The sequence below is a fragment of the Herbiconiux flava genome, assembly GCF_013409865.1.
Taxonomy (GTDB): domain Bacteria; phylum Actinomycetota; class Actinomycetes; order Actinomycetales; family Microbacteriaceae; genus Herbiconiux; species Herbiconiux flava.
Genome location: NZ_JACCBM010000001.1, coordinates 596,520 through 622,023 on the forward strand (window position 1 = coordinate 596,520; position 25,504 = coordinate 622,023).

At 72.9% G+C, this 25,504-nt stretch carries 25 protein-coding genes; 18 read left to right on the plus strand and 7 right to left on the minus strand.

The window, feature by feature from the left end; translation table 11 throughout:
• Positions 1 to 7: 7 nt before the first annotated feature.
• The 3 genes from BJ984_RS02795 to BJ984_RS02805 are packed head-to-tail and all read left to right on the plus strand — an operon-like array spanning position 8 to position 3,413.
• On the plus strand, positions 8 to 727 hold the full coding sequence (locus tag BJ984_RS02795) for a TetR/AcrR family transcriptional regulator (protein ID WP_179546735.1): 720 nt from the start codon (positions 8 to 10) through the stop codon (positions 725 to 727).
• Complete coding sequence (locus BJ984_RS18515) at positions 724 to 1,353, plus strand: hypothetical protein (RefSeq protein ID WP_179546736.1); 630 nt, start codon at positions 724 to 726, stop codon at positions 1,351 to 1,353. Before BJ984_RS02795 ends, BJ984_RS18515 begins: the two co-directional genes overlap by 4 nt.
• Positions 1,350 to 3,413, plus strand: a complete 2,064-nt coding sequence (locus BJ984_RS02805) for a YhgE/Pip domain-containing protein (RefSeq protein ID WP_179546737.1) — start codon at positions 1,350 to 1,352, stop codon at positions 3,411 to 3,413. Before BJ984_RS18515 ends, BJ984_RS02805 begins: the two co-directional genes overlap by 4 nt.
• 14 nt (positions 3,414 to 3,427) lie before the next feature.
• Here the strand turns inward: BJ984_RS02805 and BJ984_RS02810 are convergent, their stop codons facing one another.
• Both BJ984_RS02810 and BJ984_RS02815 read right to left on the minus strand, forming a co-directional pair.
• Positions 3,428 to 5,119: a molybdopterin-dependent oxidoreductase gene (locus BJ984_RS02810; RefSeq protein ID WP_179546738.1), complete on the minus strand. Its 1,692-nt coding sequence runs from the start codon at positions 5,117 to 5,119 to the stop codon at positions 3,428 to 3,430.
• A 197-nt stretch (positions 5,120 to 5,316) separates the two neighbouring features.
• Positions 5,317 to 5,724, minus strand: coding sequence for a DUF3054 domain-containing protein (locus tag BJ984_RS02815; protein ID WP_179546739.1), 408 nt, complete (start codon positions 5,722 to 5,724; stop codon positions 5,317 to 5,319).
• 160 nt (positions 5,725 to 5,884) lie between these two features.
• Between BJ984_RS02815 and BJ984_RS02820 the strand changes: the two genes are divergently transcribed.
• Complete coding sequence (locus BJ984_RS02820) at positions 5,885 to 6,733, plus strand: MBL fold metallo-hydrolase (protein WP_179546740.1); 849 nt, start codon at positions 5,885 to 5,887, stop codon at positions 6,731 to 6,733.
• Between the two features lie 10 nt (positions 6,734 to 6,743).
• On the opposite strand, the gene BJ984_RS02825 is transcribed toward BJ984_RS02820, so the two are convergent.
• The gene (locus tag BJ984_RS02825) at positions 6,744 to 6,983 is read right to left on the minus strand and encodes a hypothetical protein (protein WP_179546741.1); all 240 of its coding nucleotides are present in this window, start codon (positions 6,981 to 6,983) and stop codon (positions 6,744 to 6,746) included.
• Between the two features lie 107 nt (positions 6,984 to 7,090).
• Here BJ984_RS02825 and BJ984_RS02830 point away from each other — a divergent pair, with 107 nt between their 5' ends.
• Together BJ984_RS02830 and BJ984_RS02835 are read left to right on the plus strand one after the other, a co-directional pair.
• Positions 7,091 to 7,354, plus strand: a complete 264-nt coding sequence (locus tag BJ984_RS02830; RefSeq protein ID WP_179546742.1) for a hypothetical protein — start codon at positions 7,091 to 7,093, stop codon at positions 7,352 to 7,354.
• Positions 7,355 to 7,568: 214 nt separating this feature from the next.
• Positions 7,569 to 8,555 carry an EamA family transporter gene (locus BJ984_RS02835; RefSeq protein WP_179546743.1) on the plus strand — a complete coding sequence of 329 codons (987 nt, stop codon included), beginning with the start codon at positions 7,569 to 7,571 and terminating at the stop codon, positions 8,553 to 8,555.
• Here the strand turns inward: BJ984_RS02835 and BJ984_RS02840 are convergent.
• On the minus strand, positions 8,552 to 9,223 hold the full coding sequence (locus BJ984_RS02840; RefSeq protein ID WP_179549284.1) for a TrmH family RNA methyltransferase: 672 nt from the start codon (positions 9,221 to 9,223) through the stop codon (positions 8,552 to 8,554). The two genes, BJ984_RS02835 and BJ984_RS02840, sit on opposite strands and share 4 nt — an antisense overlap.
• Positions 9,224 to 9,360: 137 nt before the next feature.
• On the opposite strand from BJ984_RS02840, the gene BJ984_RS02845 reads away from it, so the two are divergent.
• Positions 9,361 to 10,416: an ABC-2 transporter permease gene (locus BJ984_RS02845; RefSeq protein WP_179546744.1), complete on the plus strand. Its 1,056-nt coding sequence runs from the start codon at positions 9,361 to 9,363 to the stop codon at positions 10,414 to 10,416.
• Between the two features lie 6 nt (positions 10,417 to 10,422).
• On the opposite strand, the gene BJ984_RS02850 is transcribed toward BJ984_RS02845, so the two are convergent.
• Both BJ984_RS02850 and BJ984_RS02855 read right to left on the minus strand, forming a co-directional pair.
• Positions 10,423 to 11,481 carry a magnesium and cobalt transport protein CorA gene (locus BJ984_RS02850; RefSeq protein WP_179546745.1) on the minus strand — a complete coding sequence of 353 codons (1,059 nt, stop codon included), beginning with the start codon at positions 11,479 to 11,481 and terminating at the stop codon, positions 10,423 to 10,425.
• A gap of 108 nt (positions 11,482 to 11,589) precedes the next feature.
• Positions 11,590 to 12,990 carry an Nramp family divalent metal transporter gene (locus tag BJ984_RS02855; protein ID WP_373877384.1) on the minus strand — a complete coding sequence of 467 codons (1,401 nt, stop codon included), beginning with the start codon at positions 12,988 to 12,990 and terminating at the stop codon, positions 11,590 to 11,592.
• Between the two features lie 62 nt (positions 12,991 to 13,052).
• Here BJ984_RS02855 and BJ984_RS02860 point away from each other — a divergent pair, with 62 nt between their 5' ends.
• The 11 genes from BJ984_RS02860 (at position 13,053) to BJ984_RS02910 (ending at position 24,821) form a co-directional block, all read left to right on the plus strand.
• The gene (locus BJ984_RS02860) at positions 13,053 to 14,189 is read left to right on the plus strand and encodes a lactonase family protein (protein WP_179546746.1); all 1,137 of its coding nucleotides are present in this window, start codon (positions 13,053 to 13,055) and stop codon (positions 14,187 to 14,189) included.
• Between the two features lie 259 nt (positions 14,190 to 14,448).
• On the plus strand, positions 14,449 to 16,059 hold the full coding sequence (locus BJ984_RS02865; protein ID WP_179546747.1) for an ATP-binding cassette domain-containing protein: 1,611 nt from the start codon (positions 14,449 to 14,451) through the stop codon (positions 16,057 to 16,059).
• Between the two features lie 103 nt (positions 16,060 to 16,162).
• Positions 16,163 to 17,206, plus strand: a complete 1,044-nt coding sequence (locus BJ984_RS02870) for a LacI family DNA-binding transcriptional regulator (protein ID WP_179546748.1) — start codon at positions 16,163 to 16,165, stop codon at positions 17,204 to 17,206.
• Between the two features lie 231 nt (positions 17,207 to 17,437).
• Complete coding sequence (locus BJ984_RS02875; protein ID WP_179546749.1) at positions 17,438 to 18,757, plus strand: ABC transporter substrate-binding protein; 1,320 nt, start codon at positions 17,438 to 17,440, stop codon at positions 18,755 to 18,757.
• Complete coding sequence (locus BJ984_RS02880; protein WP_179546750.1) at positions 18,754 to 19,731, plus strand: carbohydrate ABC transporter permease; 978 nt, start codon at positions 18,754 to 18,756, stop codon at positions 19,729 to 19,731. Before BJ984_RS02875 ends, BJ984_RS02880 begins: the two co-directional genes overlap by 4 nt.
• A gap of 2 nt (positions 19,732 to 19,733) precedes the next feature.
• On the plus strand, positions 19,734 to 20,648 hold the full coding sequence (locus BJ984_RS02885) for a carbohydrate ABC transporter permease (protein ID WP_179546751.1): 915 nt from the start codon (positions 19,734 to 19,736) through the stop codon (positions 20,646 to 20,648).
• A gap of 48 nt (positions 20,649 to 20,696) precedes the next feature.
• Complete coding sequence (locus tag BJ984_RS02890) at positions 20,697 to 21,638, plus strand: dihydrodipicolinate synthase family protein (protein ID WP_179546752.1); 942 nt, start codon at positions 20,697 to 20,699, stop codon at positions 21,636 to 21,638.
• Positions 21,635 to 22,576, plus strand: coding sequence for a DUF4862 family protein (locus tag BJ984_RS02895; RefSeq protein ID WP_179546753.1), 942 nt, complete (start codon positions 21,635 to 21,637; stop codon positions 22,574 to 22,576). The genes BJ984_RS02890 and BJ984_RS02895 overlap by 4 nt, the downstream gene beginning before the upstream one ends.
• Before the next feature lie 87 nt (positions 22,577 to 22,663).
• Positions 22,664 to 22,978 (plus strand): YbjQ family protein, encoded by a 315-nt coding sequence (locus tag BJ984_RS02900; RefSeq protein WP_173182257.1) that lies wholly within the window; start codon positions 22,664 to 22,666, stop codon positions 22,976 to 22,978.
• A gap of 51 nt (positions 22,979 to 23,029) precedes the next feature.
• Positions 23,030 to 23,464: a PPOX class F420-dependent oxidoreductase gene (locus BJ984_RS02905; RefSeq protein ID WP_179546754.1), complete on the plus strand. Its 435-nt coding sequence runs from the start codon at positions 23,030 to 23,032 to the stop codon at positions 23,462 to 23,464.
• Between the two features lie 76 nt (positions 23,465 to 23,540).
• Positions 23,541 to 24,821, plus strand: a complete 1,281-nt coding sequence (locus BJ984_RS02910; protein ID WP_179546755.1) for an SGNH/GDSL hydrolase family protein — start codon at positions 23,541 to 23,543, stop codon at positions 24,819 to 24,821.
• A gap of 173 nt (positions 24,822 to 24,994) precedes the next feature.
• On the opposite strand, the gene BJ984_RS02915 is transcribed toward BJ984_RS02910, so the two are convergent.
• The gene (locus BJ984_RS02915) at positions 24,995 to 25,474 is read right to left on the minus strand and encodes an Lrp/AsnC family transcriptional regulator (protein ID WP_179546756.1); all 480 of its coding nucleotides are present in this window, start codon (positions 25,472 to 25,474) and stop codon (positions 24,995 to 24,997) included.
• Positions 25,475 to 25,504 lie beyond the last annotated feature (30 nt).

The window sequence follows — 25,504 nt, forward strand, 5'->3', positions numbered from 1 at the left end:
CGGGGGCGTGTCCACCAATCTCTCCCCCCGCGCTCCGCGCCGCGACGCCCTCGAGAACCGCGAGGCCATCGTGCTCGCCGCCTCGGTCGTCTTCCGCCGCGACCCCGAGGCGTCGCTCGACGCCGTCGCCGCCGAGGCCGGGCTCTCGCGCCGCGCCCTCTACGGCCACTTCTCCTCCCGCGACGAACTGCTCGCCGAGCTGCTCACGCGCGGCGGCGCCCGCATCTCCGCGGCGCTGGCCGACGTGCACCACGACGACCCGCGCATCCACCTCGCTCTGATCGGCGCCGCCATCTGGGCCGAGGTGCAGCAGGTGCGCGTGCTCGCCCAGCTCGCGGTGCACGGCCCGCTCGAGAAGACGGTGGCGTCGGCCCTGTCGCCGGTGCGCGCATCCGTTCGCCGGGCCACCAGCGCCGGTGTGGCGCAGGGATACTTCCGGGAGAGCGTGCCGGTCGAGTCGCTCGCGCAGCTGATCGAGGATGCGGCGATCGGCGTGCTCGACGTCGCCGTGCGCACCGACCTCGACGAGGCCGAGGGGCGGCGGCTCGTGATGACCGTGGGGTTGTCGGTCGCGGGGCTGTCGTGGCGGGAGGCGGATGCGCTGGTGGAGTCGATCCCGGCGTCGCTGCTCGCGCCGTGGAGTGCCGGGGATGCTGCCGGCGACGCTGCCGACGCCGGCGACCGTTCTGGCGCCGCCGGCGCTGCTGACGAAGGGGGCCGGGCATGAAGATCGTGGCGCAGGGCGTGAGCAAGGGGCACGCGGGCATCCCCTTGCCCGAGCGCGACGTGACGTACGAGACCGGGCGCGTCGTCGTCGCCGAGGCGGAGGTCGGCGACCAGCCGACCGTGCTCTCCCTCATCCTCAGTGGGCGCATGACCCCCGACAGCGGCTCGGTCACGATCGACGGCGCCGACGACCCGGCGCGTCTGCGCGAGGCGATCGCGCTCGTCGACGCCCCCGAGGTGAGTGAACCGCCGGCCGACCTGAAGCTGCGCGACGTCGTGCGCGAGGAGCTGATGTACGCCGGCCGCTCGACCACCCGGGCGACGATCGCCCAGACCCTGGCCGACGCGGGCGCCGCCGATTACGCCGAGGTGCGCATCGGCGCGGTGCCGGCCACCCTGCGCATCCGGCTGCTCACCGAGCTCGCGTCGTTCCGGCGCGGCGTGAGCGGCCTCGTCATCGCCGCACCCGACCGCCACGGCGGCGACCCGCGCGAATGGCTCGAGATCGCCAACGACCTCGCCGCTCGCGACTTCGCCGTGCTCGTCGTCTGCGGCGCCCCCTCTTCTCTTCTGGTGCAGTCCCTGCTGCCCAGCGTCGACACCCTGGAACCGGAGCAGTTCTCGTGAAGATCTACCACCTCGTCGCCACCGAGCTGAAGCGGCTGACCGCGACCGGCATGGCGAAGCTCGCCCTCGTCGCGCTGATGCTCGTGCCCGTGCTCTACGCCGGGCTCTACCTCTGGGCCAACAACGACCCCTACGGCAACCTCAAGGACGTGCCGGTGGCGCTCGTCGTCGAGGACACCGGCGCCACCGTCGACGGCGAACAGGTCGACTACGGCCAGCAGGTCGAGGACCAGCTGCTCGAGGACGAGTCCGTCGGCTGGATCGTCACCGACGCCGACACCGCCGAGCAGGGCGTGCGCGACGGCACCTTCGACTTCATCCTCACGCTCGGCCCCGACTTCTCGACCGCGCTCACGAGCGCCGAGGGCGACGCGCCGACCCAGGCCGTCGTCGAGCTCACCACGAACGACACGAACAGCTTCCTCGCCACCACCATCGCCGGCCAGGTCGCCGAGAAGGTGCGCGCCAGCATCACCGAGCAGGTCGGCAAGGAGGCGGCACTCAAACTCCTCGACGGCTTCGCCACGGTGCGGGAGAACCTGACCACGGCAGTCGACGGCGCCGATCAGCTCGCCGACGGCACCGCGAGCGCCAGCGACGGCGGCCAGCAGCTCGCCTCGGGCGCGGGCACCGCGAACATCGGCGCCCTGCAGCTCGCCGACGGGCTGCAGCAGCTCCAGGCCGGCTCGGCCGCGCTGCCCGACCAGGCGAACCAGCTGAACGACGGCGCCCAGCAGCTCTCCACCGGGCTGCAGCAGCTGCAGGCCGGCTCGGCCTCCCTGCCCGGCGACACCGCGCGCCTGAACGACGGCGCGCAGCAGGTCGCGGCGGGCAACGCGCAGCTGGCGTCCACGGCGTCGGGTCTCGCGACTGAGGTTCAGGATGCGGTGAACCAGGCTGCGGCCGTGCGCTCCGACGCCGAGGCGGCCATCGCCGCCAGCGCCCTCACCCCCGAGCAGAAGCAGGCGCTCCTCGCCGACATCGCGCAGATCGCCACCGCCGTGGACTCCGGCAACGCGCAGGTGCAGGCCGCCAACACCCAGATCGGCACCCTGGCCGCCGGCAGCGCGCAGGTCGCCGCCGGAACCCAGCAGCTCGCCGACTCGGCACCGCAGCTCTCCGGCGGCATCGCGACCGCCGCCTCCGGAGCCACGCAGCTCGCCGCCGGAACCCAGCAGCTCGCCGACGCCGCCCCCGCGCTGACGAACGGCATCGCCTCGGCGGCGTCCGGCGCGTCCCAGCTCGCGGGCGGAGTGACGCAGCTCGCCCAGGGCTCGCTCGACCTCGCGGGCGGTCTCGGCACCCTCGACAGCGGGGCGGACGAATTGCGCGACGGCCTCGCATCCGGACTCGACGACGTGCCGAACCAGACCGCCGACCAGCGCGAGACCGCGGCCCAGACCATCTCCGACCCGGTCGCGGTCGACAGCGACGCGGTCACGAAGGCGAGCAACTACGGAGCCGGCATGGCGCCGTTCTTCATCAGCCTCGCGGCCTGGATCGGCATCTACGCGCTGTTCCTGATCGTGAAGCCGCTGTCGCGCCGCGCCCTCACCGCGCTGAAGAGGCCCTTCACCGCGACCACCGCCGGCTGGGCCGCACCCGCGCTCCTCGGTGCGGTGCAGATGCTCGCGGTGTTCGGCATCATCACCCTCGCGCTCGGCTACCAGGTCGAGCACCCGTGGGGGATGCTCGGCTTCATGGTGCTCACCTCGGCGACGTTCGCGACGATCATCCTGGCGCTGAACATCCTGCTCGGCAGCGTCGGGCAGTTCCTCGGGCTGGTGCTGATGGTGCTGCAGCTGGTGACCGCGGGCGGGACGTTCCCGTGGCAGACGCTGCCCGGGCCGCTGCAGGTGCTGCACCAGGTGCTGCCGATGAGTCACGCCGTCGACGGCATCCGGCAGCTGATGTACGGGGGCGACGTGTCACTCGCGGGGGCCGACGCGGGGGCGCTGTTCTTCTGGCTGGCCGGGGCGCTGCTCGTCTCGTACCTCGGGGCGCGGCGCATGACGCGCCACCGCACCCTGCGCGACCTGCGCCCCTCCCTCATCGGCTGACCCCGCGCGCGACCTTAGGAGACGGTGAGGGTGCGGGTGTGCCAGCCCGAGGCGCCGTCGGGGGCCGGCGGGGCCTCGTCGGAGGTCTGGGTGTAGCCCGAGCGGTCGGTCGCGCGCACCGCGACGGTGTGGTCGCCGGGGGTGGCGTCCCACTCGTAGACCCACTGCACCCAGGTGTCGATGCCGGCGGTGTCGGCGAGCCGCGCATCCGCCCAGGGGCCGTCGTCGACGCGCACCTCGACCTTCTCGACGCCCGTGTGCTGGGCCCAGGCCACGCCCGCGATCGGCACCGTGCCGGCCGCGATCGAGGCTCCGACCCGCGGCACGTCGATGCGCGACTCGGTCTTGATCGGGCCGAGAGCCGACCAGCCGCGGGGCGTCCAGTAGCCCTCCGACTCGTCGAAGGTCGTGAGCTGCAGCTCGGTCACCCATTTCGTCGCCGAGACGTAGCCGTAGAGGCCGGCGACGACGACGCGCACGGGGAATCCGTGCTCGACGGGCAGGGGTTCGCCGTTCATGCCGACGGCGAGGATGCCGACGCGATCCGGGTCCTGCAGCACCTCGAGCGGGGTGCCCGCGGTGAAGCCGTCGATGCTGCGGCTGAGCACCATGTCGGCGCCGGGCAGCGGCTTCGCGCGGGCCAGCAGCTCGCGGATCGGGTAGCCCAGCCAGAGCGCGTTGCCGATCAGGTCACCGCCGACCTCGTTCGAGACGCAGGCCAGGGTGACCGGATGCTCCTCCAGCGGCAGCGCGACGAGATCGTTCCACGTCAGCTCGATCTCCTGCTCGACCATGCCGGTGATCTTCAGCGACCACGTGCTCGCGTCGACGCTCGGCACCTGGAGGGCGGTGTCGATGCGGTAGAAGTCGGCGTTCGGGGTGATGTAGGAGGCGAGGCCGTCGAGGCCGAGCTCGGCCCCGGCCGGGGCGGCGGGCGCAGGGGTCGCGGCGGCGGGGAGGGTGATGGCCTCGCGCGCGGCGGTCACGGCGGAGGCCGCGGCGTTCATGCTGCGCGCGACCACGCCCGCGACGACGGCGCCGACCGCGGTCACGCCGGTCGCGACGAGGAACCGCCGCCGGTCGACGCGGGCCGCGCCGGGCGCGGCCCTCGAGGCGCCTGGGGTGGTGGCGCCGGCCTCGGATGCGCCGTTCCCGAGGGCCCCATCTGACACACCTTGTGTCGTCTCGCGCCCATTCGCCACAACTTGTGTCGTCTCGCGCCCATTCGCCACAACTTGTGTCGGGTCGGGGGCGGGGGTTCGGGGCGCGGAGGCCTGCCAGGCGCGGAGGCGCTGGGCGAGCATCCGGAGCAGGAGCGCGCCCGCGATCATGCCCACGACGGTCGGCAGGCCCGAGAGCGCGCCCGCGCCCGAGCGTGTGGTGACCGCGAGCACCGCGACGCCCGAGACGAGCACGAGGAGGACGACGCCGAACGGGGTGCGGCGCCATTCGAGCAGGCCCGCGAGAGCCGCGAGCACCGCGACGACCACACCGAGGATCGTCAGCAGCGCCGCCTTGTCACCGGTGCCGAAGAGCTGGATGACCAGGTCTTTCACGCCGGGTGGGGCGAGGTCGATGACGAGGGATCCGACCGCGAAGAGTGGGCTCGTCGACGCCCCGGCGAACACCGCGATCACCTCGGCGATCGCGAGCACGGCGGCGGCCGAGGCGAGGCCCGCGGCGGCGGCCCAGAGTTTCCAGCGCATGCCTCATCTTCGTAGCCGAGGCTGGGGGTGCGCCGTGCGCGGCCGAGGCGGCGCGGCGCGGTCAGCAGCGACCCGGCCGGCGGCTGCGCGAGAGCCGCCCCGCGCGGGTCAGCGGCGGCGGGCGCGGATTGCGTGCGGGGCCGCCCGCCGGGTCAGCGGCGGCCAGCCCGGATAGCGTGCGAGGCCGCCCCGCGCGGTCAGCCGCGCCGGGCTCGGAGCCGCCGCACGAGGGCCGCGATCGCGCGCCACCCCGCGAGGAAGACGCCCAGCACGATAGCCGTCACGATGACGAAGCTCAGTTGCACCCCCTGGCCGCTCGCCACGCGCAGCAGCATGCCGAGCACCACCGCCGCCACCCACACCACGACGCCGGTGGGCCAGACGGCGAGGGGGCGGCGCCAGCCGAGCGAGGCGGCCCAGCCGACCGCCGCGCCCACGACGAAGGGCCAGGCCGTGACGGCGAAGCCGGCGAGGGCGTCACCCTCGTCGTGGCTGCGGCGCCCGATCGCCACGAACAGCAGCACCAGCGCGAGGTCGACGACGGCAGCGACCACGACGGCACGAGCGGATGCGCGGCGAGCGGCCGAGGGCGACGAAGAGTTCACCGCTCGATCCTAGATCGCGCGCCACACACCCGGCCGCGGCGAGCGCGAGACGTCCGCGGCGAGCCTGAGACCACCCCGACGCCCAGGGCGCCGCGAGCGGAGGCGCCCGAAGTGGGCGGGGCCCGGGCGGTGCGGCGCGCATCCGGATACCGTGGCCCGCATGACGAGCCACGCGAACGGATGGACCGAAGTCGGCGACGGAGTCTTCGTGCGGCGGTACGAGCCGGTCGACGTGTCGGTGGGGGCGATCGTCGGCCCGACCGGCGTGACCGTCGTCGACACGCGGAACAGCCCCGAGGAGGGCGACGAGATCCTGCGTGACGTCGTGGCCGAGTTCCGGCGCCCGGTGGTCGCGGCGATCAACACGCACGCCCACTACGACCACACCTTCGGCAACGAGCGCTTCGCGGCGCACGGGGTCGGCATCTACGGGCATGTGCTCGTGCCGCGGCACTTCGAGCAGCACGAGGCCCCGCGGCTCGCGGCCGTGCAGGCCGACCCGTCGCGCGAGCCCGACAAGAACTGGGCCGACGTGCACCTCACCCCGCCGACGGTGCTCGTCGACGCACCGCTCACGATCGACCCGGGCGAGCGGATGATCGAGCTGCTGCCGATCGAACCGGGCCACACCGACACCGACCTCGCGATCCATGTTCCGGACGCGGGAGTCTGGTTCCTGGGGGACGTCCTCGAGGAGTCGGGGCCGCCGATGTTCGGCTCGGGCTCGTTCCCGCTGGGGTGGCCGGCGGCGCTGCGCTCGGTGCTCGGGCGCGTCGGGGCGGACGAGGTGATCGTGCCGGGGCACGGCACCGTGGTCGACCCCGCCTTCGGCGAGCGCCAGGCGGATCGTCTCGAGGCGGTGGCGGCGTTCATCCGCTCGACGTACGCCGACGGCGGTGCCGACTCCGATTCGGCAGCCCTCCCGGCCGAGCTGCTCGCACTGTGGCCGGAGCCGTCGCTGCGCTCGGCCCTCCGGGCGGGCTACGCCGCCCTCGGAGCCGAGCGCTGAGACGCGGCGCTCAGCTTGCCGAGAACTCCCCCGCGACGATGGCGTCGGCGTACTTCCGCACGTCCGGCCCGGGCTCGTAGTCGATGAACCGGTCCTTCAGGTGGCGGTTCAGCTCGGCGTACACCTCGTCGGACGTGGCGTCGGCGTGGGATGCCGCGACGGCCGAGACGGCCTCGCGGAGCACGTTGTCGGCGTCGTCGAGGATCTTCGCGCGGGCCTCGTCGTTCCAGCGGATCTCTGATTGCTCCATGACCATCACGCTATGCCGGTCGCGCGAACCCGCAAGGGGCCGGGGACGGGCCCGACGCTCAGCGGACAGGGGTGGCGCCCCGCCGCCGGCTGCACGAGACTGAACCGGTGACCCACACCGACATCACCGTGCTGAACTACACCGTGAACGCCGACGTCTACGCCCGCTACGGCGCCGACTTCGACACCGAGGCGGTGAACGACGAGATCCTGCGGATCGTCAACGCCGAGGCGCCGGCCGGCGTCACCGTGCACCGCAACGGCAAGGTCGTCGCCGAGGACGACGCGATCGACGCCGCCCGCTCCTTCGACTGGGCGGGCGTGCTCAAGCGCATCGACCTCGACACGATCCTCGCCGAGCACGGCCGCTGACCCCCGGCGGTCCCCCGCCCGGCGCGGCCCGCCCCGGCGCGGCCCCCGGCCGCCCGCCGGTGAGTCGCGGCAAAGCGTCGCACTTCGCCGCGACTCAGCCCGAAACGCGACCATCTGCCGCGACTCACCCGACGGTGCACTGTGTACCTGAGCCACATCGTGGGTGTAGCGATGGTCGCTTGTGCGCCGGGGCCCGCGCCGCGAGGCTGGCCCCATGCCCCTGCGCGATCGACTCCTCGCCGCCCTCGTCGCCGTGCTCTGGGGGGTCAACTTCGTGGCGATCCACTTCTCGCTCGAGCACTTCCCGCCGTTCTTCCTGGTGGCGCTGCGGTTCCTGGTGCTGGCGATCCCGACGGTGCTGTTCGTGAAGTGGCCCGGGGTGAAGGTGCGGTGGCTGCTCGGGTACGGGCTGGGGTTCGGCATCCTGCAGTTCGCGTTCCTCTACGCGGGGATGTCGGCCGGGATGCCCCCGGGCCTCGCCTCGCTCGTGCTGCAGGCCTCGGCGCCGTTCACGGTGGTGCTCGCTGCGCTGTGGCTGAGGGAGCGGCTGTCCGTGGTGCAGGGGGTGGGCATCCTGATCGCGGTCGCCGGGCTCGGCGTGATCGCGGCCGAGCGGGCGGGCGTCTCGGCGCTGCTGCCGGTGGTGCTGACACTGTTCGGCGCGCTCGGCTGGGCGTTCGGCAACATCTGCAGCCGCCAGGCGAAGCCGGTCAGCCCGCTCGGGCTCACGATGTGGATGTCGGTCGTGCCGCCCGTCCCCCTGCTCGTCCTGTCGCTGCTGGTCGAGGGGCCGGCGCGCATCGGCGAGTCGCTCGCCACCGCCTTCACGCTCGAGGCGCTGCCGGCGATGCTCGGGCTCGCGTACACGGTGCTGCTCGGCACGGTCGTCGGGTCGGGCATCTGGGTGACGCTGATGAAGCGCAACCCTTCGAGCCGTGTGGCGCCGTTCTCGATGCTGGTGCCGGTGGCGGGGTTCACGAGCGCGTGGCTGATCCTCGGGGAGGTGCCGAACGCGGGCGACCTCGTGGGCGGCGCGATCGTGATCGCGGGCGTGCTGATCGCGACGGTCCCCTGGCGTGGCCGCCGCTCCCGGCCCGGCTTCGACGCGGATGCTCGACCGACCACCACCGGTGAACCCACCGCCCCGGCCGCCCCGCCGGCCCCCTCGCGCCCCTCGGCCGTCGGCATTCGGCACGATTAGAACGGGTGGTGCTGCACGATCCAGGCGTGCATCGCGACCGCCGCGGCCGCCGAGGCGTTGATCGAGCGGGTGGAGCCGAACTGGGAGATCTCGACCACCGCATCCGCTGCGGCGAGCGCCTCGGGCGAGAGGCCCGGGCCCTCCTGCCCGAACAGCAGCAGGCACCGCGCCGGGAAGTCGAACGTCTCGATGATGACGCTGCCCGGCACGTTGTCGATCGCGATGATCGGCAGCCCTTCGGCGGCGCAGTACTCCACGAGCGCCGCCACGTCGGGGTGGTTCTGCACGTGCTGGTAGCGGTCGGTCACCATGGCGCCGCGCTTGTTCCAGCGGCGGCGGCCCACGATGTGCACGGTCTCGGCCGCGAAGGCGTTGGCGCTGCGCACGATCGAACCGATGTTGAGGTCGTGCTGCCAGTTCTCGATCGCCACGTGGAAGGGGTGCCGGGTCCGGTCGAGCTCGGCGACGATCGCGTCCATCCGCCAGTAGCGGAAGCGGTCGACGACGTTGCGGGTGTCGCCGCGCTCGAGCAGCTCGGGGTCGTACCAGGGGTCGGTGGGCCGCTCGCCGATCCAGGGTCCGACGCCGCCGGCGCTCAGCTCGTGGCTCGGGCTCGGGCCGGGGCCGGGCTCGCCCGGCGTGGGGTGATCGGCGGATGCTCGTCCCAGCTCGTTCTCGCGCGCATCCGTCACCCGCCCAGGTTACCGGCGATGATGGAGGGCGCCCCCGCACGCGGACCGGCACCCGCCAGGCCCGCGCGCAGACCGGCGCCGCGACCGCCGCAGCCCACGACCCGAGGAGCCCGATGAACCGCCCCGTCACCCGCTGGAGCCGCGTCGCCGTGGTGAGCGTGCTCGCCGCCGTCGTGGTCGGCGTCTTCGTGCTCGCCTTCACCTGGCCGTCGGTCACGTCGACCGTGCACGCGGTTCCGGTGGTCGTCACGGGCGAGGGCCCGGCCGCCGAGGCGCTCGCGCAGCAGCTCGACACCGTGGCGTCGGCGACGTTCGACGTCAGCCGCGCATCCACGAGGGACGATGCCGTCGCGATGATCGAGAGCCGCGAGGTGCTCGGCGCGGTCGTCGCCGACGAGTCGGTGCCCGAGGTGCTGACCGCCTCGGCGAACGGGGTCGCGGCGAGCCAGGTCTTCACGCAGCTCGCCGCGCAGCTGCAGGGCGTCTTCGCGCAGCAGCTCGAGGCGCAGGGCGTCGCGGCCGATGCCGTGCCCACGATCGCGGTCACCGACGTGGTGCCGCTGGCGGCGACGGATGCGCGGGGATCCGGCCTCACCGCCCTCGCCTTCCCCCTGGTCATCGGCGGCATGATCGGCGGCATCGCGGTCTCGCTGCTGGTCGCAGGAGTCTGGCGCCGGCTGGTGGCCGTGCTCGCCTACGGGGTCGCGGTCGGGGTGGTCGTGGTGGCGATCGGGCAGGGGTGGTTCGGCATCCTGCAGGGGAGCCCGGTGCTGAACGGACTCGCCGTGGGGGCCGCGCTGGTCTCGATCAGCGCCTTCATCGTGGGTATGACCTCGCTGATCGGCCCGCCCGGCATCGCGGTCGGCGCGGTGCTCGCGATGCTCGTCGGCAATCCGATCTCGGGGGCCGCGCAGCCCGTGCAGTTCCTGCCCGCGCCCTGGGGTGCGGTCGGACAGTTCCTGCCGCCGGGCGCGGGGGCGACGCTGCTGCGCGACCTGTCCTACTTCCCGGCCGCGCCGACGTGGGCCTCGTGGCTGGTGCTGGCCGCGTGGATCGCGCTGGGCGTGCTGCTGATGACCCTGGGGCACTTCCGCAGTCGGGCCGTGCTGCCGGCGCAGGACGGCCTCACGCCGGAGGCCGGCCGAGCATCCGCCCCCGCAGCCGGCTAGAGGCGGCTACAGCCAGCGGTTGCGCTTGAAGACGAGGTACAGGCCCACGCCCATCCCGAGCATCGCGACGAGCGCCAGCGGGTAGCCGAAGACCCAGTGCAGCTCGGGCATGTGGTCGAAGTTCATGCCGTAGACGGTGCCGATCAGGCTCGGCGCGAACAGGATGGCCGCCCACGCCGAGATCTTCTTCACCTCGTCGCCCTGCTGGATGCTCGTCTCCGACAGCTTCCGCGTGTCGTCGGCGAGCGCGAGGCTCGCCTCGGAGATGCGCCGCATCTCGTCGTTCTGGCGCTGCGTGGTGAGCGTCGAGTGAACGGTGAGGGCGTTCTGCAGCGTCGCCCGGAACGCGTCGCCGTGCCCGGCGACCGCCAGCACGTGGTCGAGCACGTCGCGCAGCCCCCGCTGCACCTCGAGGTCGACCGCGTACTTGTCGGCCCCGCGCAGCAGCGCCTCGAGCATGGTGATGAGCGGATGCACGGCCCGCTGGAAATCCATCACCTCACCCAGGAGGTCGTAGATGCGCCGCGACACGTCGGGGTCGCCGCCGAACAGCTGCTTCTCGATCTCGTCGATGTCGTTCTGCAGCCCCCGCACCACCGGCGAGTACTCGTCGACGACCTCGTCGAGGATCGCGTAGAGCACCGCCTCGGGCCCGAGCGCCAGCAGCTCGGGGTTGCCCTCGAGCCGGTGCCGAACCGCGGCGAGGTTCGGCGACTCGGCGTGCCGCACGGTCACCACGAAGCCGGGGCCGATGAAGACGTGCACCTCGCCGAACTCGACCTCCTCGCTCGCGTCGACGTAGCGGGCGGGCCGCAGCACCACGAAGAGCGTCTCGCCGTAGCGCTCGAGTTTGGCGCGCTGGTGCCCGGTGAGGGCGTCCTCGACGGCGAGGTGGTGCAGGTCGAACTCGGTCTCGAGCGAGTGCACCTCGGCCTCGTCGGGGCGGTAGAGGCCGATCCAGGCCATGCCGCCGTCCTGCCGCATCAGCGCGTAGGTGTCGTCGAGGCTCTTCGGTGTGCGGGCGCGGCGGCCGGCGACGTAGACCGCGTTGTCGATCAGGGGCATGGGGCGAGCGTACGTCGGGCAGGTGAACGCGCGGTGACCGGGCGGATGCGCGGCCGCAGCGACCGGACGCCCACCCCGCGCATCCGTCGGGCCGGCGGGCGGGCGGCGTCAGCCCGCGCCGGTGACCGTCAGCACGATGAGCACGACGTTGAGGGCGACGATGAGGGCGGCGACGGTCCACGCGGCGATCCGCACGGGCATCCGGTCGACGAAGCCGCCCATCACGTGCCGGTCGCCGGTGAGACGGATGAGCGGGATCAACGCGAAGGGGATGCCCACCGACAGCAGCACCTGACTGAGCACCAGCGCCCAGGTCGGGTCGATGCCCGCCGCCAGAACCGCGAGCGCCGGGATCAGCGTCACGACGCGGCGCACCAGGATCGGCACCCGGATCGTCAGCAGCCCCTTCATGATCACCGAGCCCGCGTAGGCGCCGACGCTGGTCGAGGCGAGCCCCGAGGCGAGCAGCCCGATGGCGAAGATCGTCGCGATCACGGGCCCGAGCGCGGCGCGGATGGCGTCGTAGGCGCCCGGGATCGTGTCGGTGCCGGCGACGCCGCGGAGGCTGGCGGCGGCCAGCAGAAGCATGGCGATGTTGACGACGCCGGCGAGCAGCAGAGCGATCAGCACGTCGGTGCGGGTGGCGCGGAGGAGAGTGCGGAGGCGCGAGGCGTCGGCGCCGTGCGGGCGGGGGTCGGCCGCCTCGTCGGGCGGCGCGGCGGCGGGGGCGGATGCGCGCGCGGGACGGGCATCCTGAGCCGTGAAGTCGGTGCGCTCGGCGACCCGCGCCCACTCGGCGTGGTGACGGTCGCGGGCGAGGGCCGAGTGCAGGTAGATCGCGTGCGGCATGACCGTGGCGCCGAGCATGCTGGCGGCGAGCAGCACCGTTGCGGTGCCCTCGAAGCGCGGCACCAGGCCGGCCGCGGCGTCGGACCAGCTGACGGGGGACACGACGGTGCCGGCGAGGAATCCGACGGCGATGACCGCGAGCATTCCGATGATCACGAACTCGAAGGTGCGCTGCCGGCGCGCCGACTGCACGAGCAGCAGCCCCATCGACACCACGCCGACGATCAGCCCGCCGAGCACGAGCGGCAGCCCGAACAGCAGATTGAGGGCGATGGCGCCGCCGATGACCTCGGCGATGTCGGTCGCGGCGGCCACCAGCTCGGCCTGCAGCCAGTACGCGCGCCGGGGCCAGCGACGGATGCGCGCCCCCACGTGCTCGGGCAGCGTGCGCCCCGTGACGATGCCGAGCTTCGCGGACTGGTACTGGATCAGCATCGCCATCAGGTTCGCCAGCACCAGCACCCACACGAGCAGGTAGCCGAACTGCGCGCCCGAGGTGAGGTTCGCGGCGACGTTGCCGGGGTCGACGTAGGCAATCGAGGCGACGAACGCGGGCCCGAGCATGGCCAGGGGGTGCCACCAGCGGGGGCGGGGGGCGGATGCGCGGGGCGCCGGTTCGGGCGTCGCTGCCCGCTCGGCCTCGTGCACATTTTTAGGCATGCCGAAAAATTAGCACGTCAAGCCCCCCGCGCCCAGGGGTTGCGGCACGCCACAATGAGGGGATGACCGACGACGCCTCAGCCCGGCCCCTCCTCTGGGCCGGTTCGTACACCGCCGAGTTCCCGGGGCGCGGTCTCGGTCTGACGCCGCTCAGGCGCGACGACGCGGGCGGGCTCGCGGTGGCCGGGGCCGCCCACACGACGGCGTCGCCGAGCTTCGCGGTCGCGCATCCGTCGCTCGCGGTGCTCTACACCGCCGACGAGAGCCGCTCGACGGTATCGGCCTTCGCGGTGTCGGGTTCGGTGCTGACCGGTCTCGGTTCGCAGCCGGCCGGACCCGCCGTGTGCCACGTGGCTGCCTCGGGCGGGTTCGTGGCGGCGACGTGCTGGGGTGACGGGCGGGTGCTGGTCTACCCGCTCGATCCGGCCGGGCGGCTCGGGGCGCCGGTGCTCGCGGCGCCCGCCGTCGACCCCCACGCCGATTCGCGTCCGGCCGTCGACGTGCACACCGGCGACGCACCGCGCAGTCAGGCCCACATGACGCTCGTGCTCGACCCGCTGTCCGACGGCTCCCGGATGCTCGCCACCACCGACCTCGGCTACGACCTCGTGCGCTTCTGGGCGTGGACGCCCCCTGCCGCGGGCGCCGGCACCGACACCCCTGGGTCGCTCGCGTCGCTCGGCGAGGTGGCGCTGCCGCTCGGATCGGGGCCGCGGCACCTCGTGCGCACCCCCGACGGACGGCTGCTCGTGGTGACCGAGTACTCGGTGGAGGTCGCGGTGCTGGAGCCGACCGCCTCGCACGACCCGGCATCCCCTGGTGACCCCGCGCCCGTCGCCCCGTACCGGCTGGCGCGGACGGTGCCGGTGCTCGCCGACGGCGCGGCGCCCGGCGACAGCGGCGCCGAGATCGCTCTCTCGCCCGACGCGCGGCACCTCTACGTCGGCGTGCGCGGCAGCGACCTCCTCGTCACCCTCGAGCTCGACGGCCCGGCCCTCCGCCCGGTGGCCCAGGTGCCCAGCGGCGGCCGCACCCCCCGCCACCACCTCGTCGACGGCGACCGCCTGCACGTCGCCCACCAGGACTCCGACGAGCTCACCACCCACGCCCTCTCGCCCGAGGGCCTCCCCACCCGCATCGTGGCCCGCCTCCCCCTCGGCTCCCCCACCGTGCTTGCGGCCTCACCCGCTCGCGCCTAGCATCGAGGTCTACCTCGTCGCGGGCCGCGACGTCGGTGCGGCCACCTCACCGGCCGGCCGAACGGCTCGCGGACACGGGGGCTCCCCGCACGGAAGATCGGCTCTTGCGCATCGTCACCGGTACTGCGTCCACGACGCAGCAGCTGCCCTCGCACTGACGTCGCCCGCCCCCGCCCGCTGACCGGGTGAGGCTCGCGCTCCCGCTCCTCCGGCCGGAGCCCGGTCGTCGTCGTGTGCCGTCACGACCACCGGGAGCGCCATGCCCAAGCCGTCCAGCACCCTCAGCACACCGTCCATCGTCCTCACCGACTGCACCTTCGCCTGGCCCGACGGATCCGTCGTGCTCGATCGCGTCAGCGCCGCCTTCGGGCGCCGGCGCACCGGCCTCGTCGGCGCCAACGGCGCCGGGAAGTCCACGCTGGTGAGGCTCATCACCGGCGACCTCGAGCCGACCCGAGGCACCGTCTCGACGAACGGAGCCGTCGACCTCCTGCCCCAGCGCTTCGAGCGGGGGCCGGACGACACCGTCGCCGACCTGCTCGGCGTGCGGGAACGGCTCGACGCCCTGCAGGCCGTCCTGGCGGGCGACACCGATCCGCGGCACCTCGTCGCCCTCCAGGACGACTGGGACGTCGACACCCGGGCGGTCGCCGCGCTCGGCGAAGCCGGCCTCGACCTCACCGCCGACGAGCTGCGGCGACCGATCGCGACCCTCTCGGGCGGGCAGGCGGTGCTCGTGGCCGTCACGGGCGTCCGGCTGCGCGGTCGTCCCATCGCGGTGCTCGACGAGCCCACGAACAACCTCGACCGCCGGTCCCGCGGGATCCTGCTCGATCTCGTGGACCGGTGGCCGGGCGTGCTCGTCGTCGTGAGCCACGACCGCGAGCTCCTCGAGCACGTCGACGAGGTCGCCGAGCTGCGGGACGGTTCACTCCGCACCTTCGGCGGCACCTGGTCGGCCTTCGAGGAACGCCTCGACGTCGAGCACGCGGCCGCGGAGCGCGACCTCCGCGCCGCCGAACAGGTGCTCCGCTCCGAGCGCCGACGACGGGTGGAGGCCGAGACCACGATCGCCCGGCGCGCGAAGGCGGGCGAGAGAGCGGCCGGGTCGATGCCGAAGATCCTCGCCAACACGCGACGCAACCGCGCCGAAGCGACGGCCGGGAAGCTCAGGTCGGGTCACGCTGACGCCGAGGCCCGCGCCCGGGAGCAGGTCGAGGCCGCCTCGGGGAGGGTGCGGAACGACGACGACGTGAAGATCGACCTCCCCGACCCGGGGGTGCCCGCCGCGCGGCGGCTCGCGGAGTTCACCGTCCGGGGTCGGGCCACCGTGCTCCAGGGGCCCGAACGCCTCGCGGTCGTCGGCGCGAACGGCACGGGCAAGACCACACTGCTCGCGCAGCTCGTCGGCGTGGAGGGAGCCCGCCCGCATCCCCTTCCCGCCACGGGCGCGACCGCGTTCACCGACCGCATCGGGTGGCTGCCCCAGCACCGCGAGGATCGGCTCGACGACGACCGCACCGTGCTCGAGCACATCGCCCTCGACGCGCCGGCCGCCTCCCCGCGCGAGCTGAGAGACGCACTCGCCCGCCTGCTGATCCGGGGCGAGGTCGTCAACCGGCCGACCAGGACGCTGTCGGGCGGGGAGCGGTTCCGGGTCGCCCTGGCCGGTCTCGTCCTCGCCCGCCCCGTGCCGGAGCTGCTCGTTCTCGACGAGCCGACGAACGACCTCGACCTGGCGACGACCGACCACCTCGTCGCCGTGCTCCGCGCCTGGCGGGGCGGCCTGGTCGTCGTGAGCCACGACGAGATCTTTCTCGACCGGCTCGCACTGGACGCGCGGTTGATCCTCGACGGCCCGACGCCGTGAGCCGCCGTCGGCCCGCCGGGCCTGTCCGAGAAGGCCCGGTCCGGTCCGGTCCGGGACATTCGCTATCGTGACCGGTAACGTCGATGCGAACGAGGAGGCCGCGATGTCCGAGCCACGCCCCGCCCCCCAACGCGCCGCCACGATCTACGACGTCGCCCGCATGGCCGGCGTCTCGCACCAGACGGTCGCCCGCTTCCTCACGGGCACGGGGGGCATCCGGCCGGCGAACAAGGTGCGGGTCGAGCAGGCGCTCGCCGAGCTGAACTACCGCCCCAACCGCACCGCCCGCTCGCTCGCCACGAACCGCACCTTCCGCCTCGGCGCCCTCGGCTACGAGCTCTCGGGAACCGGCCCCAGCAAGACGATGCAGGGAGCGAGCGAGGCCGCCCGCCGCGCGGGATACAGTCTCGACATCGTGAGCCTCGACCCGATGAAGGACACCGAGCTCGACGAGGCCCTCGACGTGCTCAACAACCGCGATCTCGAGGGCGTCCTCGCCACCGCGCCCACCGACGCGGTCAGCGCAGCGCTCGACGCACTCGATCTCGGGGTGCCGATCGTGGTCGACCGGGGTTCCGATCTCGAGGCGATGATCGCGAGCGAGACCGCCGACGGCGCCCTGCCCGACGTCGGCCCCTTCGCCGCCGTCCGGCACCTCATCGACCTCGGCCACACCCGCATCGCCCACCTCGCGGGCCCCGCCGACTGGATCTCGGCCCGCAGCCGCATCGCCGCCTACGAGCGCACCCTCCGCCACCACGGTCTGGAGCCGCTGCCGCTCGTCGCCGGAGACTGGTCCTCGCGCTCGGGCTACCTCGCCGCCCCGGACGTGCTCGCGCTGCAGCCCACCGCCGTCTTCGCGTCGAACGACCGCATGGCCCTCGGGCTGATGAAGCGGATGCACGAGCAGGGCATCCGCATCCCCACCGACATCAGCGTGGTCGGCTTCGACGACCTCGCGGAGGCCGAGTTCTTCCACCCCTCCCTCACCACGGTGCGCCAGGACTTCGACGCGATGGGCCGTGCCGCCGCCGAGACCCTGATCGCCATGATCGAGCATCCCGACGAGCTGCCGCACGTTCCCTACCCCGTGCCCGAGCTCGTCGTGCGCGAGTCGACCGGCCCCGCCCCCGGCACCCCGGCCTGATCCCGAGCCGACCCCGGCCGGCTCGGTGGAGGCCCTGCCCGCCCGGCGCCGTCGGGCATCCGGATGCCCGCCGGTCACGATTTCGTTACCGGTCACGTTTTTTCGCCGAAAGCCTTGCGAGGTCGATCGCGCGCCCCGTACGCTGACGGTCAACCGCAAAACGTGACCGGTAACGTTTCGGCGGAACCACCGCCCGCAGTGCAGCGGGCCAGACCCAAGGGACCGACTTCGATGATGAAACCCGCCGCGCGCATCCGCGCCCTCTCACTCGCCAGCCTCGCCGTGGGCGCCCTCCTCCTGGCCGGCTGCTCCGCCCCTGGAACCGACGACGCCGCATCCACCCCCGACGGCCCGATCACCCTCGAGTACTGGTCGTGGGCACCGAACATCGAGAAGATCGTCGACGTCTGGAACCAGGCGAACCCCGACATCCAGGTCAACGTCAACACCTCGGTGGCGTCGACCGAGATCGTCGCCAAGCTGGCCGCCGCCAAGCAGGCCGGCAGCCTCCCCGACGTCTCGAACACGACCTATGAGAACCTGCCGAACCTCGTCACGAGCGAGATCGCCTCCGACGTCACCGACATCATGGGCGACCGCGAGACCGAGACCGCAGCGCCGGCCTGGAACCTCACCACCTTCGGTGATGCGAACTACGCCGTGCCCCAGGGCACCGCGCCCATGTTCCTCTACTACCGCACCGACATCTTCGAGCAGTACGGGCTCACCGCTCCCACGACCTGGGACGAGTACGCGGCGACCGCCGCCGCCCTGCACGCGGCCGACCCGGCCAAGTACCTCGCCACCTTCCCGGCGAACGACGCCCAGCTCTTCGCAGCCCTCAGCCAGCAGGCCGGCGCCGAGTGGTGGTCGCAGGACGACGGCGCCTGGAGCGTCGGCATCGACGACCCCGCGTCGCTGAAGGTCGCCGACTACTGGCAGGGTCTGGTCGCCGACGGCTCGATCGCGACGTTCAAGACCAACACCCCCGAGTGGCAGGCGGCCCTCGCCGACGGCACCCTGGCCAGCTGGCTCGGCGCCGTCTGGACCCCGCCCATCCTGCAGAACAACGCCCCCGACACCGTCGGCAAGTGGGCCGCCGTGCCGCTGCCGCAGTGGACGCCGAACGACCCGAGCTCGGGCGTGCTCGGCGGCAGCGGCACCATCGTCACCACCGGGGCGAAGCACCCCGAGCAGGCCAAGCAGTTCGCGCTCTGGCTGAACACCTCGATGGACGCCCTGAAGGCCTACGTCACGTTCGCCAGCATCTGGCCGGCCACCCTCGAGGGCCGCGAGCTGCCCGAACTGCAGAAGCCGCCGGCGCTGATGCCCGAGCAGACCGACTTCTACGCCACCGCCGCCGAGATCGACGACATCACCGCCGACGTCACCTGGGGGCCGAACGTCTCGGTCGCCTACGACGCGTTCACCAATGCCTTCAGCACCGCGGTGAACTCGGGCGGCAGCTTCAGCGATGCCCTGTCGACGGTTCAGGATGCGGTGGTCGCCGACATGGACAAGGCAGGCTACGACGTGTCCGAAGCCCGATGACCACGTCCACCTCGACCGCCCTCCCGGCGGTGCGGGCGGCGGCCGAGACCGCCGTCGCCCGCCCGGCCGGAGGCCGGCGGCGCGGCTCCACCCCGCGGCTCGCGCCCTGGCTCTTCGTCGGGCCGGCCGTGCTGCTCGCCTTCGGACTGCTGCTCGTCCCACTCCTCTACACGGTGTGGCTCAGCTTCCGCGGCACCCGGGTCAGCGGCTCCGGCCTCGGCACCCGGCAGGAGGTGTTCGTCGGCCTCGACAACTACCTCGCGAGCATCGGCAACCCCGAGCTCTGGGCGGGCTTCGGCCGCATGCTGGTCTACGGCGTGATCTCGGTGCCGGTCACGATGATCCTCGCGCTCGTCTTCGCGCTGCTGCTCGACAACCTGTCGACCCGGTTCGGCCGGTTCTCCCGCATCGCGATCTTCATCCCGTACGCGGTGCCCGGGGTGATCGCGGCCCTCATGTGGGGGTTCCTCTACCTCCCAGGAGTCAGCCCCATCACGGCGGTCTTCGAGGCCGCCGGGCTCTCCGCCCCGCAGTTCCTGGGGGCCGAGATGATCTTCGGCTCGGTGGCGAACATCGCCATCTGGGGCTCCGTCGGCTTCAACATGGTCATCCTCTACACCTCGCTCCGGGGGCTCCCCTCGGAGATCTACGACGCCGCCCGCATCGACGGGTGCAGCGAGGTGCAGCTGGCCCTGCGCATCAAGCTGCCGCTGATCGTGCCCGGCGTCATCATGACCGGACTGTTCTCGATCATCGGCGCCCTCCAGGTGTTCAGCGAACCCAACACCCTCCTCACCCTCACCACCACCATCAGCTCCGACTGGGTGCCGATGATGCTCATCTACCGCGACGCGTTCGTCACCAACGACCTGTTCGCCGCCTCGGCCACCTCCGTGATCGTGACGCTCGTCACCCTCGCGGCCTCGGTGGGCCTGCTGCGGTTCCTGCAGGGCCGCGCGTTCGGGGAGGACTGACCATGACCGCCGTCCGCACCGGCGGGGCCCGGCCCCGCACCGATGCCCGCCCAGCCGTGACCCGCCGCCCGAGCGTCACGCGGCCCCGGGCCGCCTTCTGGCCCACCTTCGTGCTCCTGATCGGTGCCGCCTACTCGCTGCTGCCCGTGCTGTGGCTGTTCACGGCCGCCACGAAGAGCTCGGGTGAACTGTTCACGACGTTCTCGCTCTGGCCGAGTTTCACCGGCGGCTTCGCCGAGAACTTCCAGGCCCTGATCACCACCCGCGACGGGGCGTTCTGGCAGTGGTGCCTGAACAGTCTGATCTTCGCAGGAGGCGGGGCTCTGCTCGGCACGGCCGTCTCGGCGCTGGCCGGTTACGGTCTCGCGAAGTACCGGTTCCGGGGCAAGAAGCTCGTGTTCGACTTCCTGCTCATCGGTGTGCTCATCCCCGGTGTCATCCTCGCCATCCCCCAGTACCTGCTGCTGTCGACGATCGGCGTCGCGGGCAGCTACTGGTCGGTGCTGCTGCCGTGCATGATCAGCCCGTTCAGCATCTACCTCTGCCGCATCTACGCCTCGGCCGTCGTGTCCGACGAGATGCTCGAGGCCGGACGGCTCGACGGCGCCGGCGAGTGGCGACTGTTCCGCTCGGTCGCCGTGTACCCGATGGTGCCCGGGCTGATCACCGTGTTCCTGCTCCAGTTCGTGGGCATCTGGAACAACTTCCTGCTGCCCTACATCATGCTGTCGCGCAGCGAGATGTACCCGCTCACCGTCGGCTTCTTCTCGCTGATGAGCCAGGGCAACGACCAGCCGAACACCTACAACGTCGTGATCATGGGCTGTCTCGTCTCGATCGTGCCGCTGATCGCGCTGTTCCTGTTCCTGCAGCGGTACTGGCGGCTCGACCTCGTCAGCGGCTCGCTCAAGGGCTGATCCGCCCTCCCCTCCTCGTACCCGTCCACCTCCACCAGAAAGCGAACCATGACCGACTCCCTGCCGAACGGCGCCTGGCCCGTGATGCTCACCCCCTTCAACGACGACCGCTCGATCGCCTGGGACGAGGTCGACCAGCTCACCGACTGGCTGATCGACAACGGCTCGGCCGGCATCTTCACCGTCGCTCTCTCGGGCGAGATGTACGACCTCACCGAGGAGGAGCGGCTCGCCCTGGCCCGCCGCGTCGTCGCCCGCACAGCCGGCCGCGTGCCCGTGATCGCCTCGTCCGTGTCGTCGGGCGACGCGGCCGAGCAGGCGCGCTCGGCCGGCGCGATGGCGGCCACGGGGGTGGATGCGGTGGTTCTGATCTCCTCCCTCGTGGCGGGCCTCGCCGAGACCGACGCCGTCTGGAAGGAGCGCGTGCAGCGCATCCTCGACGAGAACCCCGGTGTCGACTTCGGCATCTACGAGTGCCCACTGCCGTACAAGCGCCTGCCCTCGCTCGAGCTCGTGCGGTGGATGGCGGAGTCCGGGCGCTTCGTCTTCTACAAGGACACCAGCCACTCCGTCGACACCCTCCGCGCCCGGATCGACGTGATGAGGGGCACCCGGCTGAAGATGTACAACGCCCAGATCTCCTCGCTGACCGACTCGCTGCGGGCGGGCGGTGCCGGCCTGAGCGGGTACGCGGCGAACATCCACCCGGAGTCGGTGTCGTGGCTGTGCGAGCACTTCGACGACGCGCCCGCCGACCAGGTGCTGACCGTGCAGCGGCTGCTCACCGTGGCCGAGCACGTGATCAACTCGCGCTACCCGAGCTCGGCGAAGTACTACCTGAGCCACAGCTCGAAACTGCGCATCCGCCCGGTGAGCCGGTGGAAGCCCGAGGGCATCGGTGCGCACGAGGGGGCACCGCTGGTGGAGTTCGCGCGCTACTTCGACAGCCTCGGGCTGCCGAATGCGGCGCGGGTGGCCGGGGCGCGGTGAGCGCGGCCGTCGTCGCCGCGTACTGCGCTCAACCCGCGGATGCCCGTGCCGACCACGGGCGGGCATCCGTGTTCGCGCGCCGACTGCTCGACGAGACCGGCGCGGCCGGCCTCGAGGTGCCGTGGGGAAGTGACTACATCGCCGACCCCGCGCGCCTCGAGGCGGAGCTCGGGCTGGCCGGGACGCATGTGCTCACGCTCGTGCCGGTGACGATGCAGCGCGGGGCGGGCTTCGGCGTCGCCTCGCTCGACCCGCGGTGCCGGGCGGCGGCGCTCACGCTGGCCCGAGACGCGCGGGACGCCGTCGAGCGGATCGTCAACCGGGGTGCAGCGGGCTCGGTCGCCGCGGTGCACCTGCCCTCGGCCCCGCGCACGGACCCGACACGACTGCCCGCGCATCATCTCGCCCTCGTCGAGTCGCTGAGCGAGATCGCGTCGTGGGACTGGCACGGCGCGCGGGTGATGATCGAGCACTGCGACAGCAGCTCGGGCGCGCGCCCGCAGAAGGGCTTCCTGCCGCTGCCGCTCGAGCTCGCGGCACTGACGACGGCGACCGGCCCGACGCCGTTGGGGATCGCGATCAACTGGGGGCGCTCGGCCATCGAGACGCAGAGGCCCGACGGCCCCCTGCTGCACCTCGCCGCGGCGGTCGCGTCGGGACTGCCCGTCGGCCTGGGCATCTCGGGCGCCGGCCCATCGGCCACCCCGCTCGGCGACGCCTGGTCGGACAGCCACCTCCCCGTGCTCTCCCCCGTCTCGGCCGCAGCGGGCTTCGGCGCGAGCCTGCTCACCCCCGCCCGCCTCGCCGCCTTCTGCGCCGCGGCCCCGCCCACCGCGCCCGTCACCGTCAAGATCGCCGCCGCGACCGACCCGCTCGCCCTGGTCGCCGACTCCTTCGCGGCCGCCGAGCACGCCCGCACGGCTACCCTCGTCGCGTGAGGGGCTCGCTTCGGTTCGGTGCGGTTTCCGGACGGGGGTGGGCGGCGGGGGACGCGGCGGCGGGGCGCTTTCTGGCATGATCGCCGCATGCTGATCTCGACGATGAACGATGTGCCCGGCCGCCAGATCACGGGCGTGCTGGGCGAGGTGACCGGGCTGACCGTGCGGTCGCGCAACGCGGGCGTGCAGTTCGGCGCCGGGCTGAAGGCGCTCGTGGGCGGCGAGCTCGCCGGACTGACGAAGCAGCTCATGCAGAGCCGCGAGGAGGCGAAGCAGCGCCTGATCGAGGCCGCCACCGCCCTCGGCGCCGACGCCGTGATCGCCATGCGCTTCGACGCGAGCGAGGTCGGGCAGAACGCGCAGGAGGTCGTGGCCTACGGCACGGCCGTCACGCTGGCCTGATCCCGTCGTCGGGGCGGGGATCCGCTCACCTCGCCGAACTAGGCTGACCGGGTGACCGCACCGCTGAACGCCGCCGCCCTCGAATTCGTGACCGTGCGCCACCTGGCGACCCTCACGACGCTGCTGCCCGACGGGTTCCCGCACGTGGTGCCCGTGGGCTTCACGTTCGAGCCGACGGCCGCGGTGGCGCCCGCACCGGGGGCCGAGGCGGCGGCGAGCATCGGCACCGTGCGCATCATCACGAACGGGCCGTCGCAGAAGGTGCTGAACGTGCGCCGTGACGGCCGGGCCAGCGTCTGCCAGGTCGACGGCGCCCGCTGGATCACCCTCGCCGGCACCGCCCGCATCCTCGACGAGCCCGACGCGGTGGCCGACGCCGTCGAGCGCTACGCCGGGCGCTACCGCCAGCCGCGCGAGAATCCGCAGCGCGTGGTCATCGCGATCGACGTCGAGCGTGTGATGCAGTCGGGGCTCCTGTCCGAATAGCGCAGCGGATGCGCGCCGCGCCGCCTCGACCGACGAGCTCCTTCCCCCGGCGAGCGAGGGCGGCTACCGTGATGCCGTGCCCGAAACCCGAATCCGCCGCATCGTCGCGGCCCTTCTCGCCCTGCCCCTCATCGTCGGATCCCTGGCGCTCGGCGCGCAGGCGGCTTCGGCGGGCGACGCCGGCCGGGCATCCGTCGCCGACCCCGTGCAGTACGTGGCCCTCGGCGACTCGTACTCGGCGGGCTTCGGGCTCGAGCCGTTCAGCGACGAGCCGGCGGCCGGCTGCTACCAGGCCGTGGCCAACTACCCTCATCTCGTGGCCGATGCACTCGGGCTCGCGCTGACCGACCGCACGTGCAGCGGGGCGGTGACGGCGAACATCCGGGACACGCCGCAGACGACCATCACCGGCGCCGGTGTCGCGCCCGTGCAGTCGGATGCCCTCAGCGCCGACACCGACGTCGTCACCGTGACGATCGGCGGCAACGACCTCGGCTTCTCGACGGTCGCCACCTCGTGCCTCGCCCAGTCGGCGGAGGGGCCGCTGTTCGCCGTCGACCTGCCCAACTGCCGGGCGCTCTACGTGCAGGGCTCAGGCGAGTTCGAGGTGGACACGCTGAAGGCGAAACTCGACGACACCGTCGCGCCGGCGCTCGCCGAGACCTTCGCCCTGATCGCCGCGAAGGCGCCGAACGCGCGGGTCGTGGTGGTCGGGTATCCGTCGATCGCGCCTGACGTGGAGAACGTGCCGGCGGGCGGATGCTTCACGCCGCTGGTCACCGGCGGGAGCACGTTCCCCTCGAACGCGTTCCCGTTCACCGACGTCGACACCGGGTATCTGCACGAGACCGAGGCGCGGCTGGATGCGGCGATCCGCACGGCGGCCGAAGGAGCCGGGGCCACCTATGTCTCGACCCTGGCCGCGACCGAGAGCCACTCGGCCTGCTCGACGACCGACCCCTACATCAACGGGGTGACGCTGACGACCGGCACCGGAACGCCATCGGGCGTCGAGGGGCTGTCGGTGAAGCTCGGGGTGCTGCACCCGAATGCCGCCGGAGTCGGCTTCCTGGCGACGGAGGTGGGGGCGGCCGTCGCGGAGGCGATCGCGCCGACGGAGCCGTCGCCGTCGCCCACTCCCACGCCGGCTTCTCCGGCGCCGACCTCGCCCGCCGCCCCCTCCGCCCCGGCGCCTCCGGGCCCGGAGGCGGGCGCCGGCGCCGTGCCTCCCGCCCTCGCGGCGACGGGGAACGACCCTCTGCCGCTGCTGCTCGCCGCCCTCGCGGTGCTCGCCGCAGGCGCCCTCGCGGCAGCCGCCGCCACCCGTCGCCCCCGCCCCGCGCGTCCCCGCCCCTAGCCCGCGCGTCCCGCCCCGAGCCCGGACCACGCCCGAGCCGAGTCGCCACAACGTGTGGCAACTGGCTCCCACCTGACACAAGTTGCGGCAACTGGCTCCCACCTGACACAAGTTGCGGCAAGTCGCGGCGAGTTGCCGCAAGTTGTGGCAGGAGGGTCGCGCGGCGGCCGGGCTCAGGCCCCTGCGACCCCTTCGAGGAGCCCGCGCACGCGGTGCGGCATCGCCTCCACGAGCGACAGCGCCGTGTTCGTGCGCATCACCCCGTCGATGCGCAGCATCCGGCTGGTGAGGCTGTGCAGGTGCTGCGGGTCGCGCGCGACGACCTTCGCGAGCAGGTCGGCGTCGCCCGTGGTGGCGTGCATCTCGACGATCTCGGGGATCTCCGCCAGGCTCGCCATCGCCGCACTGTCCGACGCCTGGCTGATCGCGATCCAGACGAAGGCCACCAGCGGGTAGCCGAGCGCCGCCGGCGCGACGCGCTTGCTGAAGGAGCCGAGAGCGCCGCTGTCCGCCATGCGTCGCAGCCGCGCGTGCACGGTGTTGCGCGCGACGCCGAGGGTCTGGGCGAGGTGGAGCACCGTCGCGTCCGGGTTCTCGTCGAGGGCGAGCAGGATGCGGGCGTCGAGATCGTCGAGCAGGTTCACGCTGGTCATTCTGTCACTTCAGCGCCGTGAATAGCACAG

Excerpts from the sequence above, each read along its gene's own strand:
- BJ984_RS18515 (WP_179546736.1), top strand. The coding sequence starts at position 724 with ATGAAGATCGTGGCGCAGGGCGTGAGCAAGGGGCACGCGGGCATCCCC.
- BJ984_RS02810 (WP_179546738.1), bottom strand. The coding sequence starts at position 5,119 with ATGCGCTGGAAACTCTGGGCCGCCGCCGCGGGCCTCGCCTCGGCCGCC.
- BJ984_RS02820 (WP_179546740.1), top strand. The coding sequence starts at position 5,885 with ATGACGAGCCACGCGAACGGATGGACCGAAGTCGGCGACGGAGTCTTC.
- BJ984_RS02825 (WP_179546741.1), bottom strand. The coding sequence starts at position 6,983 with ATGGAGCAATCAGAGATCCGCTGGAACGACGAGGCCCGCGCGAAGATC.
- BJ984_RS02835 (WP_179546743.1), top strand. The coding sequence starts at position 7,569 with ATGCCCCTGCGCGATCGACTCCTCGCCGCCCTCGTCGCCGTGCTCTGG.
- BJ984_RS02845 (WP_179546744.1), top strand. The coding sequence starts at position 9,361 with ATGAACCGCCCCGTCACCCGCTGGAGCCGCGTCGCCGTGGTGAGCGTG.
- BJ984_RS02850 (WP_179546745.1), bottom strand. The coding sequence starts at position 11,481 with ATGCCCCTGATCGACAACGCGGTCTACGTCGCCGGCCGCCGCGCCCGC.
- BJ984_RS02855 (WP_373877384.1), bottom strand. The coding sequence starts at position 12,990 with ATGCCTAAAAATGTGCACGAGGCCGAGCGGGCAGCGACGCCCGAACCG.
- BJ984_RS02860 (WP_179546746.1), top strand. The coding sequence starts at position 13,053 with ATGACCGACGACGCCTCAGCCCGGCCCCTCCTCTGGGCCGGTTCGTAC.
- BJ984_RS02865 (WP_179546747.1), top strand. The coding sequence starts at position 14,449 with ATGCCCAAGCCGTCCAGCACCCTCAGCACACCGTCCATCGTCCTCACC.
- BJ984_RS02870 (WP_179546748.1), top strand. The coding sequence starts at position 16,163 with ATGTCCGAGCCACGCCCCGCCCCCCAACGCGCCGCCACGATCTACGAC.
- BJ984_RS02875 (WP_179546749.1), top strand. The coding sequence starts at position 17,438 with ATGATGAAACCCGCCGCGCGCATCCGCGCCCTCTCACTCGCCAGCCTC.
- BJ984_RS02880 (WP_179546750.1), top strand. The coding sequence starts at position 18,754 with ATGACCACGTCCACCTCGACCGCCCTCCCGGCGGTGCGGGCGGCGGCC.
- BJ984_RS02885 (WP_179546751.1), top strand. The coding sequence starts at position 19,734 with ATGACCGCCGTCCGCACCGGCGGGGCCCGGCCCCGCACCGATGCCCGC.
- BJ984_RS02890 (WP_179546752.1), top strand. The coding sequence starts at position 20,697 with ATGACCGACTCCCTGCCGAACGGCGCCTGGCCCGTGATGCTCACCCCC.
- BJ984_RS02900 (WP_173182257.1), top strand. The coding sequence starts at position 22,664 with ATGCTGATCTCGACGATGAACGATGTGCCCGGCCGCCAGATCACGGGC.
- BJ984_RS02915 (WP_179546756.1), bottom strand. The coding sequence starts at position 25,474 with ATGACCAGCGTGAACCTGCTCGACGATCTCGACGCCCGCATCCTGCTC.